The sequence below is a fragment of the Arthrobacter sp. PvP023 genome (genome assembly GCF_017832975.1).
In the GTDB taxonomy this organism is placed as follows: domain Bacteria; phylum Actinomycetota; class Actinomycetes; order Actinomycetales; family Micrococcaceae; genus Arthrobacter.
In genome coordinates, this window is sequence record NZ_JAFIBI010000001.1 from 4190029 (window position 1) to 4207276 (window position 17248).

The following is a 17248-nucleotide window of genomic DNA, read 5'->3' on the forward strand; positions in this document are numbered from 1 at the left end:
CCGGCAGGCCACCAGCCTTCGCCCGCACCCCGCCAAACAGAAAGCCCGGCACCGGAGTCATCCGGTGCCGGGCTCACGTACTGCCGGCCCTACTTGCTGTCGGGAGTGGTCACGCTGGCCGAGGCCTTCATGTTCTCCGCGCCCACCATCCAGGCGTACTGTTCGAGCTTGGCGATGAACTCGTGGAGAAGGTCCGCCGTCGTGGGATCTTCCTCGTCGACTTCATCGTGGACCTTGCGCATGGTGCCCACAGCCGCTTCGAGCGCCGCCACAATGCGGTCCACGGCGCCCTTGGTGCTGATCAGCCCCTGCGGAAACTGCGCAAGGCTCGTGGTCTCGGCAACCGTGGCACTACGGCCGTCCGGCAGGGCATGGAGTGCACGCATGCGCTCCGCCATGTCATCGGCGAAGTTCCGGGCGGCGTCGATGATTTCATCCAGCTGCAGGTGGAGGTCGCGGAAGTTCGTTCCCACGATGTTCCAGTGGGCCTGCTTGCCCTGGATATGCAGTTCAATCAGGTCCGCGAGCACAGCCTGCAGATTATTCGTCAGCGTCGGTGATGCCTTCATTGATCCTCCTGGTGTCAGCGGTTTCTCGGGTAATCCGAAACTATCCCAGCCGCCACAGCGGCGCCACCGAATCTCGCGGGCGGCTTAACAAAATGAATATTCCTCACTTTCCCTTGCCATGAGGCATCTCCGCGTGAATACTAAATGAACGTCATTCATTTAGTGACGACCGTCTCACTGGAGTATTCACCATGATTGAAATCACCTGCCTCGAACCGCCCGTTTCCCTGGCGCGGACCCAGCCCTCTGCCCGTCCCGCCCTGAGGATCGCCGTGGTCCAGCACCGCTGGCACGCCGACCCCGCGGAACTCCGCCTCGAACTTGATGAGGGCATCGGACGGGCCGCCCGGCTGGGAGCCACTGTCGTCTTCCTGCCGGAACTCACGCTGTCCCGCTACCCGGCGGATACGCTCCCTGACAACGACACGTCCCGTTCGTGGGCCGCCCGTCCCCGCCCGTCGGACCTCGCCGAGGACCTGCTGACCGGCCCCACGTTCCGGTTCGCCGCCGGGGCCGCACGCCGGCACGGGATCACCGTCCACGCCTCCCTGTACCAGCGCGCGGAGAACCCCGACGGTTCGGACGACGGCCTGGGACTGAACACGTCCATCCTGGTGTCCCCCGAGGGCGAACTGCTGGCCCGCACGCATAAGCTTCACATCCCGGTGACCGCAGGCTACTACGAGGACAAGTTCTTCCGCCCGGGCCCGGCCGTGGAGGACGCCTACGAGGTCCACTCCCCCGCCGAACTGGGCGGCGCCCGGCTGGGCATGCCCACCTGCTGGGACGAATGGTTCCCGGAACTCGCGCGCCTGTATTCCCTGGGTGGCGCGGAAATCCTGGTCTATCCCACGGCCATCGGCTCCGAACCCGACCACCCGGACTTCGACACCCGGCCGCTCTGGCAGCAGGTGATCGTCGGCAACGGCATCGCCAACGGCCTGTTCATGGTGGCGCCGAACCGCTGGGGAAGTGAGGGGACGCTGAACTTCTACGGTTCCTCCTTCATCTCGGACCCCTACGGCCGGATCCTGGCGCAGGCTCCACGCGACGAATCCGCCGTCCTCGTCGCCGACCTGGACCTGGACCAGCGCAAGGACTGGCTCACGCTGTTCCCGTTCCTTGCCACCCGCCGCCCGGACACCTACGCCCGGCTCACCGAACCGGTGCGGCCCGAACAACCGCTCGGCGGTCCTGCCCCCGTCTACTTGGAGGTGACCGCGTGAGCCGCTGGCGCATGCCCGCCGAGACGGCTCCGCAGGAGCGCATCTGGATGGCCTTCCCCACAGGCGGCTACACCCTCGGCGACACCCCCCAAGAGGCACACGCCGCGCGGACCGTGTGGTCCGCCGTCGCCAACGCCGCCGTCGAGTTCGAGCCGGTCACCATGGTGGTGACCCCCGACGACGTCGGCACAGCCGCGCGCTACCTGGATCCCGCCGTCGAGGTGCTCACCGCGGACCTGAACGATGCGTGGATGCGGGACATCGGCCCCACCTTTGTCCTCGACGACGCCGGTCGCCTCGGCGCCGTCGACTGGGTCTTCAACGGCTGGGGCGGGCAGGACTGGGCCCGCTGGGACAAGGACTCGCTGATCGGCGCGGAAGTCGCCGGCCGGTCCGGCGCCCGGCACATTGCCTCCGCCCTCGTTAATGAAGGCGGCGGCATCCAGGTGGACGGCGAAGGCACCGTGCTGGTGACCGAGACCGTGCAGCTGGATCCGGGACGCAACCCCGGGCTGTCCAGGGCCGACGTGGAAGCAGAGCTCGCCCGCACCATCGGCGCCACCCATGCCATCTGGCTTCCCCGCGGCCTGACCAGGGACTCAGAGCGGTTCGGCACCCGGGGCCACGTGGACATAGTGGTCGCCATCCCGTCTCCCGGCACGCTACTGGTGCACTCCCAGCAGGACCCGGAACATCCCGATTTCGAGGTCAGCCGCGAAATCATCAGTTTCCTCTCGGCCACCCAGGACGCAGCCGGCCGCGAGTGGAACATCATCGAAGTCCCCGCTCCCGTGGCACTCAGTGACCCGGAGGGCTTTGTGGACTACAGCTACATCAACCACCTCGTGGTCAACGGCGGCGTAATTGCCTGCACCTTCGGCGACCCCAACGACGAAAAGGCCCTCCGGATCCTCGCCGATGCCTACCCCGGCCGCCGCATCGTGGGCATCGACGCCCGCGAACTGTTCGCCAGGGGCGGCGGCATCCACTGCATCACCCAGCAGCAGCCCGCTGCCTCCTAAAACGTACGGACCACCCAGAAAGGGCCTGACATGACCCAAACCATCCGCCACAGCTCCGCGGCCGGTGCTGCCGGCACGGCATTAGCAGGCACTGACGCACCCGGCACCCCGCACGGCATTACCGGAAAGGGACTGAAGGGCGGGCAACTGGGCCTCCTCGCCGTCGTCGTCCTCGGCATTTCCACCATTGCACCGGCCTACACGCTCACCAGCGCCCTTGGCCCCACCGTGAACGAGGCCGGGCTGCAGTTGCCCGTCATCTTCCTCATCGGCTTCATCCCCATGATCCTGGTGTCCCTGGCCTACCGGGAACTCAACGCAGATTCGCCGGACAGCGGCACCACCTTCACCTGGGTCACCAAGGCCTTCGGCCCATGGGTGGGATGGATGGGAGGCTGGGGGCTCCTCGCCGCGAACATCATCGTGCTATCCAACCTGGCCGCAGTGGCGGTGGACTTCTTCTATTTGTTCCTCGCCCAGCTCACGGGCGTGCCGGAGCTGGCGGACCTCGCCGCCGACAAGGTGCTGAACGTCGCCACCTGCGTCGTGTTTGTGGCGCTGGCCGTCTGGATCAGCTACCGCGGCCTGCACACCACCAAGATTGTGCAGTACGGCCTGGTGGGTTTCCAGCTGCTGGTGCTCGGACTGTTCGTGGCCATGGCCTTTGCCAACTGGTCTTCCTCGGAAACCTCCATCCCGTTCAGCTGGGAATGGTTTGACGTCACCAAAATCGAGACTTTCGGCCAGATTGCCGCCGGAATTTCGCTGTCCATCTTCGTGTACTGGGGCTGGGACGTCTGCCTCACCGTGAACGAGGAAACGGCCAATGGCAAAAAGACGGCGGGCATCGCCGGCACCCTTACCGCCGTCGTGGTCCTGGGCATCTACCTCCTGGTCAGCATCGCCACCATGATGTTCGCCGGTGTGGGCACCGAGGGCGTCGGACTGAACAACGAAGAGAACCACGCAAACATCTTCACCGCGCTGGCGTCCCCCGTCATGGGCCCGTTCGCCATCCTCATGTCGCTGGCGGTCCTGTCCAGCTCGGCGGCTTCGCTGCAGTCCACGTTTACCTCGCCGTCCCGGAGCCTGCTGGCCATGGCCCACTACGGGGCCTTGCCAAAGCCTTTTAGCCACATGAGCAAGAAGTTTGCGACGCCGGGCTTCGCAACGATCGCAGCGGGCGTCCTCTCCGCAGGGTTCTACGCAGTGATGCATGTGGTCAGCGAAAACGTCCTGAACGACACCATCCTGGCCCTCGGGCTGATGATCTGCTTCTACTACGGGCTGACGGCGTTCGCGTGCGCGTGGTACTTCCGCAACACCGTCTTCAGCAGCGTCCGGAACTTCATCCTGCGGTTGCTCTGCCCGCTGCTGGGCGGGCTGGGTCTGCTGGTGGTGTTCCTGCAGACTGCCGCGGACAGCCTAGCACCGGAGTTCGGCAGCGGATCGGAGATCTTCGGCGTGGGACTGGTCTTCGTCCTCGGGGTGGGGATCCTCGCGCTGGGGGCGGTATTCATGCTGCTCATGGCCAGGCTGAATCCCGGTTTCTTCCGCGGCGAAACCATCCGCAAGGACACCCCTGCCCTGGTGGTTCCGGAGTAGGACCGGTCAGGTTGTTCCGGCGGGTCACCAATAATGGGCCACGTCAATGACCAGGCGGGATCCTGTCGCGGGCCCGTCCAGGCTGAACACCCGGAAGGGAAGGCGTCCGCGGACGCCAAGGCCCATGGTCGAATAACCCTCGAAGCTCCCGGCCCAGGCCACCTGGCGGAAGGTCTGGTAGCCGCCAACGTTGGACAGTTCATTCCGGTCGGCCGGATTGTAGGTGGAGTTTCCGCTGTCGTCATAGGCGGGGGCATTGACGGTGATCTGGAGGAACGCCCGGCCCCTGAGTGGAACCGGCAAGCCCGAACCGTCCTGCACCACCGTGGGGACATACCTGACCGTGTAGCCCTCCACCGGACCGTTGAGGTCTACCACCAGGCGGTCGAAGCAGTAGTGCTGCCCGGTGCGCACGTTGGTGACCTTCGCGGTGCTCATGGCCGCCTCGGACTTCGCCAGCGATCCCCACACCAGTCCGCAATAGGAGGCGGACGCCGGCGCAGGCGCCACCAGGCCCAGTCCCGCTGCCACCAGGATTGCCGCCAGCCACACTTGGAACTTCTTCATTTCAGCCACCCTTGGAAGTGATGAGATACCTCAAGGGTAGGAGGCCTGACAGGCGAAAACGAGGGCCGAAATGCCTTCGGCGCCCAACCGTTAGCCTGCTTCCGGGCAGCATACAGCGAGGCGCCGGCAGCCCCTGCGGGCCGCCGGCGCCTCGTGACGCCGTGCGTGTGAAATTGTGGTGCGCGCCGGGAGCTTCTTAGCCTTCGCAGTCGCGGCAGTACTTCATGCCATTCTTTTCGCGCGCAACCTGGGACCGGTGGCGGACCAGGAAGCAGGAGGAGCAAGTGAATTCATCGGACTGTTCGGGGACAACAGTCACCGTAAGTTCCTCGCCGGAAAGATCCGCTCCGGGGAGGTCGATGCCCTCGGCCGTATCGTTCTCATCAACATCGATAACGGCGGTCTGGGCTCCGCCACCGCGGGACGCCTGAAGGGCCTCCAGGGATTCAGCCGGAGACTCTTCTTCTGTCTTGCGTGGGGCGTCGTAATCGGTAGCCATTTGGGGGTTCACTTTCGTTGCTGCTCAGCGCCATTTCAGGCACCTCAGTGAAGCAGTTTAGGTCATTATGCCGGTAGTTGAAGAAAAGTGTGTTCAACCCGACAAATTACTTCGCCGGACGGCGGAGACCAGGCTTCCCGAGCAGCAGGCCGGCGGTTATCCCTTGCTGGCCGCGGCAGCCGTTTCCCGGTGCACCGTCGCCGCGTGGTCGGCAGCAATCGACACTCCGCTCAGCGCCGGCAGCCAGCCCCATCTGGTGACATCGGCGATGGCGGCGTTCCCTTGTTCCCAGGTGCCGCGGCCCGCGGAGGATGCAGCGGCCGGCGTGGGACTGGCCTCGAACCACGAGGCGATTCTGGTGAGCAGGCGTGTAGTCATAGGCCCAAAGTAGGCGCCCCATGTTGTGGGCAGGTTTCGCCGCAGTCTCCACGGCGTTACTTTTTCGGGAGCGGCCGGCCACTGGCGGTCCGCGCACCGTGGATCTAGCCTTGACGCACACAACATCCGCGCCCCCCGGAGGTATGTCATGGCCACGAAACTGAACAAGAAGGCGCTCGAACACGCGCGCAGCCTCGTGAAGGACGGAAAGGTTGTCCGTGACACCCGGGACGACTGGAGCGAGCACGCACCGTCGACGGACCAGGAAAATGCCTATATCGACAAGCACGGCTTTTCGGAATTCTCCAAATGGCACCTCGGCGTGGACCCTGACGAGACGGAGGGAACCAAGGGCAGTGTGAGTTTCCCTTTTGGCGATTTTAAGAAAGTCCACCGTTGCGCTGTTGTTTCCCTGGAAAGCAGGGCTGCGCAATATGACCACGATGACATCGCAAAGGCCGCCAAGGACCTGCTCGAAAAGATTGACGCAGAGGACTAGGCGCTGGGACTCAGCACGACACCCCGGGCGCTACGACTCAAGCCACGGGCCACACCACCAAGGTCTTCCACGTGGCGGGATCCGGCTCCTTGGCGGGGTCGCTGAGGTAGTACTCCCACATTGAATCAGCCGGCGTGAACCCCTCTTCCGTCATCCGTTCCTGGATGGCGTCGTAAGTGGTGACCAGTGTGTCGTAAGGACCGGTGTGGGTGGCTTCGAAAGCCCGGCACGCGGGGAGGGTTCCCGCTTCCACCCCTGCCGACGCGCTGACTGGCGCCGTCACGGGAAAGCCCGCCTCGACGTCAACAGTGTCAGTGGGCATGCCCCGGTACAGGCCAAAAGGGGGCCCGGATATCTGTACGCCCTGGTCCCGGGCTGCCGCCATGACGGCGCCAAAGGCACGGCCAAAAAATCCCTGCAGCTCGTTCATGGGCACTTTTTCGCGGATGACGGCGGTGGGCTGTTCGGGGCGCTGGACCAGCCGGACTCCTGTTTTGTCTTGGCTCATACGCCAACCATCCGCGAAGCGAGCGCTGCAGCCAAGGGTCGAAGGACCCGGAGCCGGGGCCCTGCGCCGTGACCGGAACCGTTCTTCACTAGTGCATCCGCAACAGCGCGCGCGTCAGCTCAGTGATCGGCGCGCACGCCCTCTTTGAGCCACAGCGTGTCGCCCTCAACCCGGTCAAGCTCATCCGAGGCGAGGTACGCGTGCCCGGCGAAAAGACCCGATCTGTCAACCTTTACATAACCGATCCGCAGCAGCCTCTCCGCGGTGTGGCGAGGCAGCCTGGAGGTCTCCGCGAAATTGTCGATCACCGTGCTAACCAGGCCTCCTGTTTCAGCATCTGTCTGGCCGTCCGAAGTAACCGCCTCAGGATCACCCATTTTCAGGTCCTCGACCTTGCCGATCTTCTTACCATCCGGTGCTACCACGTGCATTCCTTCACGCACGTGTTCAATGATGGCCATGACGCCCTCCTTCGTGCATTGCACCGCTGGATGCAACACAGTGTAGGCCTCACACGGAGCCAGCAATAGGCGCGAACGATGGCCGCCTGGCAGGGTTGTTCGGGGAGGAGTGCGAGCAGCGTTTGAAGGACGGCAAGGGCCTCGCCTACGGGCGGGCAGTGAAGTCGCCGAAACTCGCGGGTCGGCTGCCGACCTTTGCCAACGGCGGTTGGGCGAAACGGCTCAGTTTTCGACCATCACTGACACGGTGGCCTAATATTTCGCTTCGGCCATGGTGTCCATATTTCTCCGGAGAGTTGTTCCCTTCTGAACTGGACATTGAAGGATCCGGCGAAGCCGTTCTGCCAGGGTGATCACGGGTCTATGAACGCAGTGTCCACGTCGGCGGTGTGGCACCACTGGATCAGGGCCGGGGCTCTGGATTCCGGGCCGTGGCCGACTGTTCTATCGGGAGCCCTGTCGCCTTCCACTCGGGGAAGCCATCCTCAAGCCTTGTGGCGAGGCGCCCTTCGTCCGTGAGCAGCCTCACGGCCTCGTCCGCATACAGGCAGTATGGTCCGCGGCAGTAAGCGACGATTTCACTCCCCTGGGGAACCTCGCGCAGTCGAGACTTGACGTCCGAGAAGGGCACGGAAAGCGCCCCCGGGATGTGACCGGCTTCGTACTCTGGCTGCGGCCGCACGTCCAGCACAACGACGTCGCCCTGCCGCAGCCGCAGCAGCAGTTCGTCACGCGTGATCATGTTCAGGTCGGCGCGATCGCCGATGTAGGCACGGACGAGGTCGCCCAGCTCCCCCGAGTGCGCTTCGGCTGTCTCCCGAAGTGCTCGCCATAGCCGCTCCACTGCCGGGCTGGCAAGGGAGTAGTAGATCCGCGTCCCCGAGCGTCGCGAGTGGACGATGCCGGCACGCAGCAAGCGCTGCAGGTGCTGGGATGTGTTGGCCATACTCTGGTGGATCTCCGCGGCAAGCTCGTCAACCGACCGCTCGCCCTGCCCAAGGACATCGATCAGCTGCGCCCTTCTGCCGTTCCCCAACGCCTTGGCAGCTTCTACGAGGGCGTCGAAGAGCGCATCCTTTTCCTGCTGGTCCCCCACTCGCGCCTCCTACTCAAGAGTTCTCTTGACAAGCCTACCGTCAGGGGACTCTTATTCAAGTACCTACTTAAATTAAGAAAGGGGGTGGTGGCCGTGTCCACCATCCAAACTCCCCAAGGAGAACAGTCCCGCCTCCGGACAGGAGCCGCTCTCATGACGCTGGCCGGGCTGGCCTTCGTGGGGTACGCCGTAATCTTCTTGGTGCTCAACTTCACGGACGCCTTCCTTGAGCTGGGCATCGGCCCCGATCAAGTGGACAAAGGGAAGGCGGACATCGAGGCGTTCAGCCCGCAGCTGTATCACTACATCAGCCATTTGCACATCGCGGTCAGCGGCTTCATCGCTGCGACCGGGCTGGCCGTCGCAGGCCTGTCCTGGTATGGGGTGCGCCGCGGAGAACGGTGGGCCTTCGCCACAGCCGTTATCGTCCCGGTTGTTGGACTCGCCGTTGCCCTCCCCGCGCACTACCCATGGGGTCTGGCCACCCTTGGGCACCTCGGCCTGATCTACCTCGCCGTCCTCATCTTCCTGGTAGGGGTCGTGGCAGCCTACAGCGGAATGCGAAGCACCGCGGTGACGCGCCACTGACACTCAAACGACGGGCTGAATCCCTTGAACCAGCCAGACGCCCTGTCATGAACCGGCATCCGGTCATGTTGCCCAATCCTGCGCGACACCTGAAGCGGTAAATCGTGGGGACTGGTCTTTCCCTCGTCCACGGCAAAATTGTGTGATTCGAAGATTGCCGGCAAAACGTGGCGAAGAGCGGCAGACGCAATGGGGTGTCCTTGGGTAACACTGAAGACGTTCCGCAGGGCCACCGAGACACAGATTGCCTGAACCATGGGCGCCGAAACAGGCTTAGCCCACCACTGATAGGGGTTCGTGGAGCCCCCTGTCGGATTCGAACCGACGACCCCCGCTTTACAAGAGCGGTGCTCTGGCCAACTGAGCTAAGGAGGCGTGCCTGTTTCTGCCGGAGGTATCCGGCGCAACAGGCGGCACTGGGTGCAGTGCTAGATAAGGTTAGCCCAAGGACGCCCCGCTGGTAAAAACGGCAGTGGCCAGGTTCCGGGGTTCCGGAACCTGGCCACTGGAATGCCGCACGGGTCAGGCGGTGCTAGCCCTTGGCGTCGATGGCGGCCTGGATGAACGGGATCAGGTCAGTGTTGGCGGAGTCGCCCTTGCCCCACTGCTTGCCGTCCACAAAAGCAGTCGGAGTGCCGGTCACACCGATGGCCGCTGCTTCCTGGGTGGCCACCTTGACATAAGGCCTGAATTTCTTCTCTTCCACACATGAATCGATGCTCTTGGCTCCGACGTCCGTGGCCAGCTTCTTCAGGTCGTTGTCCGAGAGGCCAGCACTGCCTTCTGCAGGCTGCTTCTCGAAGAGTGCATTGAGGAAGTCAGAGTACTTTTCCGGGGATTCATTGACCACGCAGGCGGCTGCGTTGGCGGCGCGGGAAGAGTAGTTGGTGGTGGACTGCTGGTCCAGGAAGCCGAGCGGACGGTACTCCAGCGAGATCTTGCCTTCGTTGCGGAGGCTGGTCAGCTGCTCGTTATAGGTGGTTTCGAACCGTTTGCAGACGGGGCAGATGAAATCGATGTAGACGACCACCTTCACGGGCTTGCCGGCTTCCGCCTCGGCGCCGGGAGCCTTAACTTCCGCGGGAGCCGTTTCCGGCTTGGTCGGGACGTCCTTCACGTTGACAGTGGCGGGGTCCGACTTCACGACCTCAGAGTTGGCCAGCAGTGTCACACCGCCGTGGATGTTGCCGTTGGCCGGGGTGGGGCCTTCGTCCGCCACCGGTGCGTTGTTCCTGATGTTGGAACTGACTACCAGGGCGACGATCGCGAGGATGGCAACGACTGCCACCACAATGCCCCAACCGATCAGGAGCTTGTTGCGCTTGTCCTTCTTCAGCTGCACCTCACGGATCTCACGGGCTTTCTCGCGGGCCTCGGCAGTGCGTTCTGCTTTGGACTTGCGGGGTTCGTTTGCGGCGCTCATCAGTTCCTCGGGTCGATCGGCCAGGTGCGGACCACATCAGTGGCAACTTTGTCAGTTTAGGGGAGAAACCTGAGAGCTTGCGCCTTCAAGTTTCTGTCCGTTTGCCCAACGGATGAATGGCCCGGAAGATTCCGGCCGACTAGGGTTGACTTCGAGCCATTAGCTACCCAAGGGGCACCAATGCAGACTACGCACCGTGAAAAATCCGAAGCAAGCGCCGAAGGAAAACCCGCGCGCGGCGGCAGCCACGCGGCTGACGCGCTCTATGACTTCATGGTGGTGTCCAACCGTCTTCCGGTTGACCGCTGCGCCCCGGAAGACAGTGGGTGCGAGGACGGTTGGCGGCGGTCGCCCGGCGGCCTGGTGACCGCGTTGGCCCCGATGATGACCAAAACCGACGGCGCTTGGGTGGGCTGGCACGGCGCCCCGGATGAAACCGTCAAGCCCTTCAGCCACGGCGGAATGGACCTGGTCCCGGTGCAGCTGAGCACGGACGACGTCGAACTTTTTTATGAGGGCTTTTCCAACGCCACCCTCTGGCCGCTCTACCACGACGTCATCGCGCCGCCGGAATTCCACCGCACGTGGTGGGATTCATATCGGAAGGTCAACCGGCGGTTCGCCGACGCCGTCGTGCGCCACGCCGACCACGGAGCCACCGTCTGGGTGCAGGACTACCAGCTGCAGCTGGTTCCCAAGATGCTCCGCGAAGCACGCCCGGACCTCAAGATCGGGTTCTTCAACCACATCCCCTTCCCCCCGCCGGAAATCTTCGCCCAGCTCCCGTGGCGCCGGGCCATCATTGACGGACTCCTTGGCGCCGACCTGGTGGGTTTCCAGCGCCCCAGCGATGCCGGCAACTTCATGCGCTCCGCCCGGCGTTTCCTGGGTGCCAGCGTCAAGCAGCAGCAGGTCCACGTCAAGGGCCCTGACGGCCAGACCACCCACATTGCCCGCGCGCAGGCATTCCCCATCTCCATCGACGTCAAGCAGATCAGCGAGCTGGCCCGCAAGCCCGAAATCATCGAACGCGCCCGGCAGATCCGCCGGGACCTTGGCAACCCCAAGACCATCCTCCTGGGCGTCGACCGCCTCGACTACACCAAGGGCATCCGCCACCGGCTCAAGGCCTACGAGGAACTGTTGGCGGACGGAAAGGTCACCGTGGAAGACGCGGCACTGATCCAAGTGGCGAGCCCGAGCCGGGAGCGGGTGGAGCAATACCGCCTCCTCCGCGAAGAGGTTGAGGGCACCGTGGGCCACATCAACGGCACCTACGACACCATGCAGAACACCGCCGTCCGCTACCTGCACCACAGCTACCCCATCGACGAAATGGTGGCGCTGTACCTGGCGGCCGACGTCATGCTGGTGACGGCACTGCGGGACGGCATGAACCTGGTTGCCAAGGAATACGTGACCGCACGCACCAACAACGACGGCGCACTGGTACTGAGTGAATTCGCCGGCGCCGCGGACCAACTCAAGCAGGCGTTGCTGATGAACCCGCACGACATCGACGGACTCAAGGACACCATCATGAGGGCCGTCAACATGCAGCCGGCCGAGGCAGCCCGCCGGATGCGGTCCATGCGAAAGCAGATCCTCGACCACGACGTCGACCACTGGTCAGCCGAGTTCCTTGCAGCACTCAAAGAGAAAGTGGTCCGCGATGACACCTGATGCAGCCCCGGGCAAGGCCCCCCGCACCCTCCAGCCTGAACTCCTGGCGGCACTCAAGAAGGTTGCCGCCACCGAGCACCTCCTGGTGGCCATGGATTTTGACGGAACAATCTCGCCGCTGGTTGACCACGCTGCTGACGCCCGCCCACTCCCCCGGTCCGCCGCAGCCTTCGCCGCCCTCGCGGCGCTCCCGCGGACGACGACGGCACTCATCTCGGGCCGGGCCCTGAAAAGCCTCCGGGCTGTCGCTTCGCCGCCCCCGGAGACCCTCCTCATCGGCAGCCACGGGGCCGAAGCCTGGCTGGGACCAGGCTCGTCGGAACTGACGCTTGACCCTGACCAGCTGACCCTGCTGGCAGACGTCCGGCGGATCCTTGAGGAAATCGTGGAGCAGGCGCCGGGCACGTTGCTGGAAGACAAACCGGCAGGCGTGGTGCTGCACACCCGCCTGGCCGCCGACGACGTGGCCGAGGACGCCGTCGCTGCTGCACGCGCGGCACTGCAGGGCCGGCCCGACGTGCATCTGAAGAACGGCAACCGGGTACTCGAGACGTCCGTGGTCCACGCTTCCAAGGGCGAGGGCATGGCATTCCTCCGCCAGGCGACCGACGCCACCGCGGTGGTGTTCGCCGGCGACGACACCACGGATGAGGACGCGTTGGGACGCCTGTATCCCGGCGACGTGGGCGTGAAAGTGGGGCTGGACTTCACCCAGGCTCAGTTCCGCGTCGAAGCGCCCGTGCACATCGCCGAACTGCTGGAGACGTTGCTCCGGGAGCGGACCCTCGCTGTTGGGGAAACCCCGTAAATCCGCCTCAATTGGCGGGCCTGCCGGTCCCCGGTTACGAATCTCACATGTGACGCCCGTAACATTTGCACCCAAATGCATAAAATCTGACATACTCTGTTTGTGATGTGGCGCACAGACACCGTGCGGCGTCACGCGATACTCCTCGGCTTCGGCCGGGGAGTACACGGCTGGAAAACCGTGAACAACTGAATAAACATGAACCATTCACAACGGATCGTCCGGCACGTACCTGCCGGTGAAGGGATTGATAACTGTGGCAACAGTTACTTTTGATAACGCAACACGTCTGTACCCGGGCACCGAAAAGCCCGCCGTCGATAAGCTCAACATCGACATCGCCGATGGCGAATTCCTGGTCCTCGTTGGACCCTCCGGCTGCGGTAAGTCCACCTCCCTGCGCATGCTCGCAGGCCTTGAGGACGTCAACGCAGGCCGTATCCTCATTGGCGACCGCGACGTCACCGATGTTCCCCCGAAGGACCGCGACATCGCGATGGTCTTCCAGAACTACGCCCTGTACCCGCACATGACCGTTGCGGACAACATGGGCTTCGCGCTGAAGATCGCCGGCGTCAGCAAGGAAGAGCGCGCGGAGCGTGTCCGCGAAGCAGCCAAGCTCCTTGACCTCGAACCGTACCTGGACCGCAAGCCGAAGGCACTCTCCGGCGGTCAGCGCCAGCGTGTTGCCATGGGCCGCGCCATCGTGCGTAACCCGCAGGTCTTCCTCATGGACGAGCCGCTTTCAAACCTTGACGCCAAGCTCCGCGTCCAGACCCGTACGCAGATCGCGTCCCTGACCCGTCGCCTGGGCGTCACCACCGTCTACGTGACCCACGACCAGGTCGAGGCCATGACCATGGGTGACCGTGTGGCTGTGCTGAAGGACGGCCTGCTGATGCAGGTTGACACCCCGCGCAACCTCTACGACAAGCCCAAGAACGTCTTCGTAGCCGGCTTCATCGGCTCCCCGGCCATGAACCTGCTGGAACTCCCCGTCGTCGACGGCGGCGTCCAGTTCGGCGGAACCGTGTACCCGGTTCCCCGCGATGTCCTCGAAGAAGCACACGGCCGCACCGTCACGCTGGGTTCACGCCCGGAGGACCTCGAGCAGGTCGCCGCAGGCGAAGGCCTCCAGGTTGAGGTCGACGTCGTCGAAGAACTCGGCGCCGACGCCTACGTCTACGGCCACACCACGCTGGACGGCAAGAGCCACGACATCGTGGCCCGCGTCGACGGTCGTCGCCCCCCGATGAAGGGCGAGTCCATCTACGTTCGCCCGCAGTCCGGACATGTGCACCTGTTCGACACCAAGACCGGCCTGCGCCTCGGCGACTAGTTTCCGGTTGCGGAGCTGAATCGGGTGGTTGCAGCAGCAGCCAGCACCTGACCGGCACCTTGCAGCACTGACCGACGGCGGCCCCTCCTCAACAGGACGGGCCGCCGTCGCGATTTAAGCGCGGTTCCCTGACTTTGTTTAGGCGGCCTGCCCCTACGTACGGAAGAATTGGCACATGACCGAGGAAAGCAATGCCCAATGGCACGACGAACCCACCGACTACGGCCAGATCGGCAAACTGCCTCGGTTTGAAGCGGCCAGCGCCAACGACGACAAGAATTCCAGCGTCTCCAGCAACCTGAGCATCACCGCCGCCTCGGCTGATCCCGAACTTCTGGACCTGCCGTGGCACGTTGCGCTGGAGGACTGGCCGGCTGAATTCCTCGCTGCCCTCCCCCGCGGCATTTCCCGGCACATCGTGCGGTTCGCCCACCTGGGCGGCTCCGTGATCGCCATCAAGGAAACGTCCGAACACGTGGCCCGTCACGAGTACCACATGCTCCGCAAGCTGGCGCGCCTGGACGTACCCTGCGTTGAGCCTGTGGCCGTCATAACGGGCCGCACCACGCCGGACGGCAGGCCGCTGAATCCGGTGCTGGTCACCCGCCACCTTAAGTTCTCCATGCCCTACCGGGCGCTCTTCTCCCAGATGCTGCGCAAGGACACCCTCACACGCCTGATCGACGCCCAGGCCCTGCTGATGGTGCGGTTGCACCTCATCGGTTTCTACTGGGGCGACGTCTCTCTGTCCAACACCCTCTTCCGCCGCGATGCCGGCGCCTTCGCCGCCTACCTGGTGGATGCCGAGACCGGCGAGCTGTATCCGGACCTGTCCACCGGCCAGCGCGAGTACGATCTCGAGATCGCCCGGGTCAACATCGCCGGTGAGCTGATGGATCTGCTGGACGGCGGCCTGATCGAAGAAAAGGTGGACCCGGTGGCCACCAGCGAACTCATCATGGACAGCTACAGGCGGCTCTGGACCGAGCTGACGGAGAAGGAATCCTTCGAGATCGGCGAACGCTGGCGCGTGGCCGCCCGTATCCGGAAACTCAACGAACTGGGGTTCGATGTTGAGGAATACGCGATCAAGACCACCCAGAACGGCTCCACCATCCAGCTCCAGCCCAAGGTGGTGGACGCAGGCCACCACCAGCGCCGGCTGCTGCGGCTGACCGGACTGGACGCCCAGGAGAACCAGGCCCGCCGCCTGCTCAACGACATGGACTCGTTCCGTGCGGACAACAACCCCGCCATGGATGAGGAATACAGCGCCCACCTGTGGGTCAGCCAGATCTTCGAGCCCATTGTCCGTTCGATTCCGCGCGACCTCTCCGGCAAACTCGAACCGGCGGAGGCCGTCCACGAAGTGCTGGAACACCGCTGGTACATGTCAGAGAAGCAGGAACGGCACATTCCGCTGGCCGAGGCCGTGCAGTCCTACATCGATTCCATCCTCCGGCACCGCCGCGACGAGGCAGCGATCATGCTCAACCCGGACACGGAACTGCTCAAGATCCTGGAGGTGGAAACCGAGCAGTCCCGGTACGGCGATGAAGACATCGACGAGTACCCGGACTCCGATGACTAGCTAGATCGCTTTTCCGGGATTCAGGATGCCGGCCGGATCAAAGAGGTGCTTGATCCGGCGCTGCAGCTCCCGTACGGGTTCGGGCTGTTCCAGGCCCAGCCACCGCAGTTTGTACTGCCCGATCCCGTGCTCGCCGGTGATGGTCCCACCCATGGCCAGAGCCACGGTGATTGACCTGTCCAGGGCCTCGCCCAGCCGCCGCATTGCATCGGCGTCCACCTGGTTGTCCAGGCGGTCCACCCAGAAGGTGGGGTGCAGGTTGCCGTCGCCGGCGTGGGCCACGACTTTGAGCTGCACACCGTGGGCCACAGCCATGGCTTCAAGTTCGCCGATGTAGTCCACCAGCCGCGAGCGCGGCACGGCCACGTCCTCCCCCACCCTGTATTCGTCATCCACTTCAACGCCGCGGCTGTTGCGCCGCAGTTCCACCAGCTGTTCGGCTTCTGCGCTGGCCTCGGTGGTCACTGTTGCTCCGCCGGCGGCAAGGACTTCGCGGACCACCTCAGCCTCCGCGGCTGCCCCGAAGCCGTCCGTCTGGATCAGCAGGAGCGAGGCTCCCCGCGAGCTCAGGTCCGAGCCATGGATTTCGTCGAGCTGATGCAGCGAGCCGCCGTCGAGCAGTTCCATGATGGCGGGCTGGACGCGGGCCTTACCCACGGCCAGGACGCCCGCCGCGGCGCTGCGGAAGTCCGGGTAGAACGCGGCGATGGTGTGGACTTCGCGGGGCAGGTACTTCAGCCGCACTGTCGCCCCCACCACGATTCCGAGTGTTCCCTCCGATCCGACGAACAGCCCGGTCAGGTCATAGCCGGCAACGCCCTTGAACGTCTGGTGACCGGTGTGGATCAGGGAACCGTCCGCCAGCACCACGTCGAGGGCCAGGACCGAATCGCGGGTGACGCCGTATTTTGCGCACCGCAGGCCGCCGGCGTTGGTGGCCACGTTGCCGCCGATGGTGGACATCCGGAAGCTCGCGGGGTCTGGCGCGTACATCAGCCCGTGGACGGCGGCGGCGTCGTTGAGGTCGGCATTGATGACGCCGGGTTCGACGACGGCGGTCTCGTCATCCGGATTCAGGTCCAGGATACGGTTCATCCGTTCGAGGCTCAGCACGATGCACCCTTGGCTGGCGTGGGCGCCGCCGGACACACCGGTGCCGGCGCCACGGGCAACGATGGGCACGCTGTGCTTGGCGCACGCACTGACTACGGCCTGGACGTCCGCCACCGTTTCGGCCCTCACCACAGCCAGCGGCAGCTGGTAGTCGAGCACGGGTGCCTGGTCCACGGCGTAGGCCGCCAGGGTCATGTCGTCCACGGCCAGCTTGCCGGGCTCCAGGATGGTTTTGAGCTCGTCAACAATGCTGCTCATGCGGCCTCCAGGTCC

At 64.4% G+C, this 17248-nt stretch carries 18 protein-coding genes, 1 tRNA gene and 1 pseudogene; 9 read left to right on the forward strand and 11 right to left on the reverse strand.

The window, feature by feature from the left end:
- Positions 1-89: 89 nt before the first annotated feature.
- A complete protein-coding gene (locus JOE31_RS18965) occupies positions 90-569 on the reverse strand; it encodes a Dps family protein (RefSeq protein WP_209747244.1) in 480 nt (159 codons plus the stop codon).
- A gap of 191 nt (positions 570-760) precedes the next feature.
- Between JOE31_RS18965 and JOE31_RS18970 the strand changes: the two genes are divergently transcribed.
- Genes JOE31_RS18970 through JOE31_RS18980 form a run of 3 tightly spaced genes read left to right on the forward strand, consistent with a single transcriptional unit; the run spans position 761 to position 4422 of the window.
- A complete protein-coding gene (locus JOE31_RS18970; protein ID WP_209747245.1) occupies positions 761-1795 on the forward strand; it encodes a nitrilase-related carbon-nitrogen hydrolase in 1035 nt (344 codons plus the stop codon).
- Positions 1792-2817 carry an agmatine deiminase family protein gene (locus tag JOE31_RS18975; RefSeq protein ID WP_307864450.1) on the forward strand — a complete coding sequence of 342 codons (1026 nt, stop codon included), beginning with the start codon at positions 1792-1794 and terminating at the stop codon, positions 2815-2817. The genes JOE31_RS18970 and JOE31_RS18975 overlap by 4 nt, the downstream gene beginning before the upstream one ends.
- 30 nt (positions 2818-2847) lie before the next feature.
- Positions 2848-4422, forward strand: coding sequence for an APC family permease (locus JOE31_RS18980; RefSeq protein WP_245199266.1), 1575 nt, complete (start codon positions 2848-2850; stop codon positions 4420-4422).
- Positions 4423-4446: 24 nt separating this feature from the next.
- Here the strand turns inward: JOE31_RS18980 and JOE31_RS18985 are convergent, their stop codons facing one another.
- The 3 genes from JOE31_RS18985 to JOE31_RS18995 all read right to left on the reverse strand — a co-directional run bounded on the left by JOE31_RS18985 (position 4447) and on the right by JOE31_RS18995 (position 5866).
- A complete protein-coding gene (locus JOE31_RS18985) occupies positions 4447-4989 on the reverse strand; it encodes a hypothetical protein (RefSeq protein ID WP_209747247.1) in 543 nt (180 codons plus the stop codon).
- A 196-nt stretch (positions 4990-5185) separates the two neighbouring features.
- A complete protein-coding gene (locus tag JOE31_RS18990) occupies positions 5186-5488 on the reverse strand; it encodes a DUF4193 domain-containing protein (RefSeq protein ID WP_011690622.1) in 303 nt (100 codons plus the stop codon).
- Positions 5489-5644: 156 nt separating this feature from the next.
- Positions 5645-5866 carry a hypothetical protein gene (locus tag JOE31_RS18995; RefSeq protein WP_245199267.1) on the reverse strand — a complete coding sequence of 74 codons (222 nt, stop codon included), beginning with the start codon at positions 5864-5866 and terminating at the stop codon, positions 5645-5647.
- A 148-nt stretch (positions 5867-6014) separates the two neighbouring features.
- Here JOE31_RS18995 and JOE31_RS19000 point away from each other — a divergent pair, with 148 nt between their 5' ends.
- Complete coding sequence (locus tag JOE31_RS19000; RefSeq protein WP_209747248.1) at positions 6015-6365, forward strand: hypothetical protein; 351 nt, start codon at positions 6015-6017, stop codon at positions 6363-6365.
- 37 nt (positions 6366-6402) lie between these two features.
- Here JOE31_RS19000 and JOE31_RS19005 read toward each other — a convergent pair whose 3' ends face one another.
- From JOE31_RS19005 to JOE31_RS21880, 4 genes and pseudogenes are all read right to left on the reverse strand, one after another.
- Entirely contained in the window at positions 6403-6873 is a 471-nt protein-coding gene (locus tag JOE31_RS19005) for a GyrI-like domain-containing protein (RefSeq protein WP_209747250.1), read from the reverse strand.
- Positions 6874-6992: 119 nt separating this feature from the next.
- A complete protein-coding gene (locus JOE31_RS19010) occupies positions 6993-7334 on the reverse strand; it encodes a hypothetical protein (RefSeq protein WP_209747252.1) in 342 nt (113 codons plus the stop codon).
- Between the two features lie 255 nt (positions 7335-7589).
- Positions 7590-7768 (reverse strand): annotated as a pseudogene (locus tag JOE31_RS19015) (integrase core domain-containing protein); the annotation flags it as partial.
- A complete protein-coding gene (locus JOE31_RS21880; protein ID WP_209747254.1) occupies positions 7738-8430 on the reverse strand; it encodes a metalloregulator ArsR/SmtB family transcription factor in 693 nt (230 codons plus the stop codon). The pseudogene JOE31_RS19015 and the gene JOE31_RS21880, both read right to left, overlap by 31 nt.
- 93 nt (positions 8431-8523) lie before the next feature.
- Between JOE31_RS21880 and JOE31_RS19025 the strand changes: the two genes are divergently transcribed.
- Complete coding sequence (locus JOE31_RS19025; RefSeq protein WP_307864451.1) at positions 8524-9018, forward strand: hypothetical protein; 495 nt, start codon at positions 8524-8526, stop codon at positions 9016-9018.
- Positions 9019-9316: 298 nt separating this feature from the next.
- On the opposite strand, the gene JOE31_RS19030 is transcribed toward JOE31_RS19025, so the two are convergent.
- Positions 9317-9393 (reverse strand) — tRNA-Thr (locus tag JOE31_RS19030).
- Between the two features lie 157 nt (positions 9394-9550).
- Positions 9551-10441 (reverse strand): DsbA family protein, encoded by an 891-nt coding sequence (locus tag JOE31_RS19035; RefSeq protein ID WP_209747258.1) that lies wholly within the window; start codon positions 10439-10441, stop codon positions 9551-9553.
- A gap of 180 nt (positions 10442-10621) precedes the next feature.
- Between JOE31_RS19035 and JOE31_RS19040 the strand changes: the two genes are divergently transcribed.
- From JOE31_RS19040 to JOE31_RS19055, 4 genes are all read left to right on the forward strand, one after another.
- Positions 10622-12124 carry a trehalose-6-phosphate synthase gene (locus tag JOE31_RS19040; RefSeq protein ID WP_209747260.1) on the forward strand — a complete coding sequence of 501 codons (1503 nt, stop codon included), beginning with the start codon at positions 10622-10624 and terminating at the stop codon, positions 12122-12124.
- The gene (otsB, locus tag JOE31_RS19045; RefSeq protein WP_209747261.1) at positions 12114-12932 is read left to right on the forward strand and encodes a trehalose-phosphatase; all 819 of its coding nucleotides are present in this window, start codon (positions 12114-12116) and stop codon (positions 12930-12932) included. The genes JOE31_RS19040 and otsB overlap by 11 nt, the downstream gene beginning before the upstream one ends.
- A gap of 256 nt (positions 12933-13188) precedes the next feature.
- Positions 13189-14271 (forward strand): ABC transporter ATP-binding protein, encoded by a 1083-nt coding sequence (locus JOE31_RS19050; RefSeq protein WP_209747263.1) that lies wholly within the window; start codon positions 13189-13191, stop codon positions 14269-14271.
- 175 nt (positions 14272-14446) lie between these two features.
- Positions 14447-15862 (forward strand): DUF4032 domain-containing protein, encoded by a 1416-nt coding sequence (locus JOE31_RS19055; RefSeq protein ID WP_209747264.1) that lies wholly within the window; start codon positions 14447-14449, stop codon positions 15860-15862.
- On the opposite strand, the gene JOE31_RS19060 is transcribed toward JOE31_RS19055, so the two are convergent.
- Complete coding sequence (locus JOE31_RS19060; RefSeq protein ID WP_209747266.1) at positions 15863-17233, reverse strand: FAD-binding oxidoreductase; 1371 nt, start codon at positions 17231-17233, stop codon at positions 15863-15865.
- Between the last annotated feature and the right edge of the window lie 15 nt (positions 17234-17248).

What these genes read in the sequence shown, in the direction of transcription:
- JOE31_RS19060 (WP_209747266.1), bottom strand. Translation starts at nt 17,233, where the DNA reads ATGAGCAGCATTGTTGACGAGCTCAAAACCATCCTGGAGCCCGGCAAG.
- JOE31_RS19005 (WP_209747250.1), bottom strand. Translation starts at nt 6,873, where the DNA reads ATGAGCCAAGACAAAACAGGAGTCCGGCTGGTCCAGCGCCCCGAACAG.
- JOE31_RS19035 (WP_209747258.1), bottom strand. Translation starts at nt 10,441, where the DNA reads ATGAGCGCCGCAAACGAACCCCGCAAGTCCAAAGCAGAACGCACTGCC.
- JOE31_RS18970 (WP_209747245.1), top strand. Translation starts at nt 761, where the DNA reads ATGATTGAAATCACCTGCCTCGAACCGCCCGTTTCCCTGGCGCGGACC.
- JOE31_RS18995 (WP_245199267.1), bottom strand. Translation starts at nt 5,866, where the DNA reads ATGACTACACGCCTGCTCACCAGAATCGCCTCGTGGTTCGAGGCCAGT.
- JOE31_RS19055 (WP_209747264.1), top strand. Translation starts at nt 14,447, where the DNA reads ATGACCGAGGAAAGCAATGCCCAATGGCACGACGAACCCACCGACTAC.
- JOE31_RS19040 (WP_209747260.1), top strand. Translation starts at nt 10,622, where the DNA reads ATGCAGACTACGCACCGTGAAAAATCCGAAGCAAGCGCCGAAGGAAAA.
- JOE31_RS18990 (WP_011690622.1), bottom strand. Translation starts at nt 5,488, where the DNA reads ATGGCTACCGATTACGACGCCCCACGCAAGACAGAAGAAGAGTCTCCG.
- JOE31_RS19000 (WP_209747248.1), top strand. Translation starts at nt 6,015, where the DNA reads ATGGCCACGAAACTGAACAAGAAGGCGCTCGAACACGCGCGCAGCCTC.
- JOE31_RS18985 (WP_209747247.1), bottom strand. Translation starts at nt 4,989, where the DNA reads ATGAAGAAGTTCCAAGTGTGGCTGGCGGCAATCCTGGTGGCAGCGGGA.
- JOE31_RS18980 (WP_245199266.1), top strand. Translation starts at nt 2,848, where the DNA reads ATGACCCAAACCATCCGCCACAGCTCCGCGGCCGGTGCTGCCGGCACG.
- JOE31_RS18965 (WP_209747244.1), bottom strand. Translation starts at nt 569, where the DNA reads ATGAAGGCATCACCGACGCTGACGAATAATCTGCAGGCTGTGCTCGCG.
- JOE31_RS19010 (WP_209747252.1), bottom strand. Translation starts at nt 7,334, where the DNA reads ATGGCCATCATTGAACACGTGCGTGAAGGAATGCACGTGGTAGCACCG.
- otsB (WP_209747261.1), top strand. Translation starts at nt 12,114, where the DNA reads ATGACACCTGATGCAGCCCCGGGCAAGGCCCCCCGCACCCTCCAGCCT.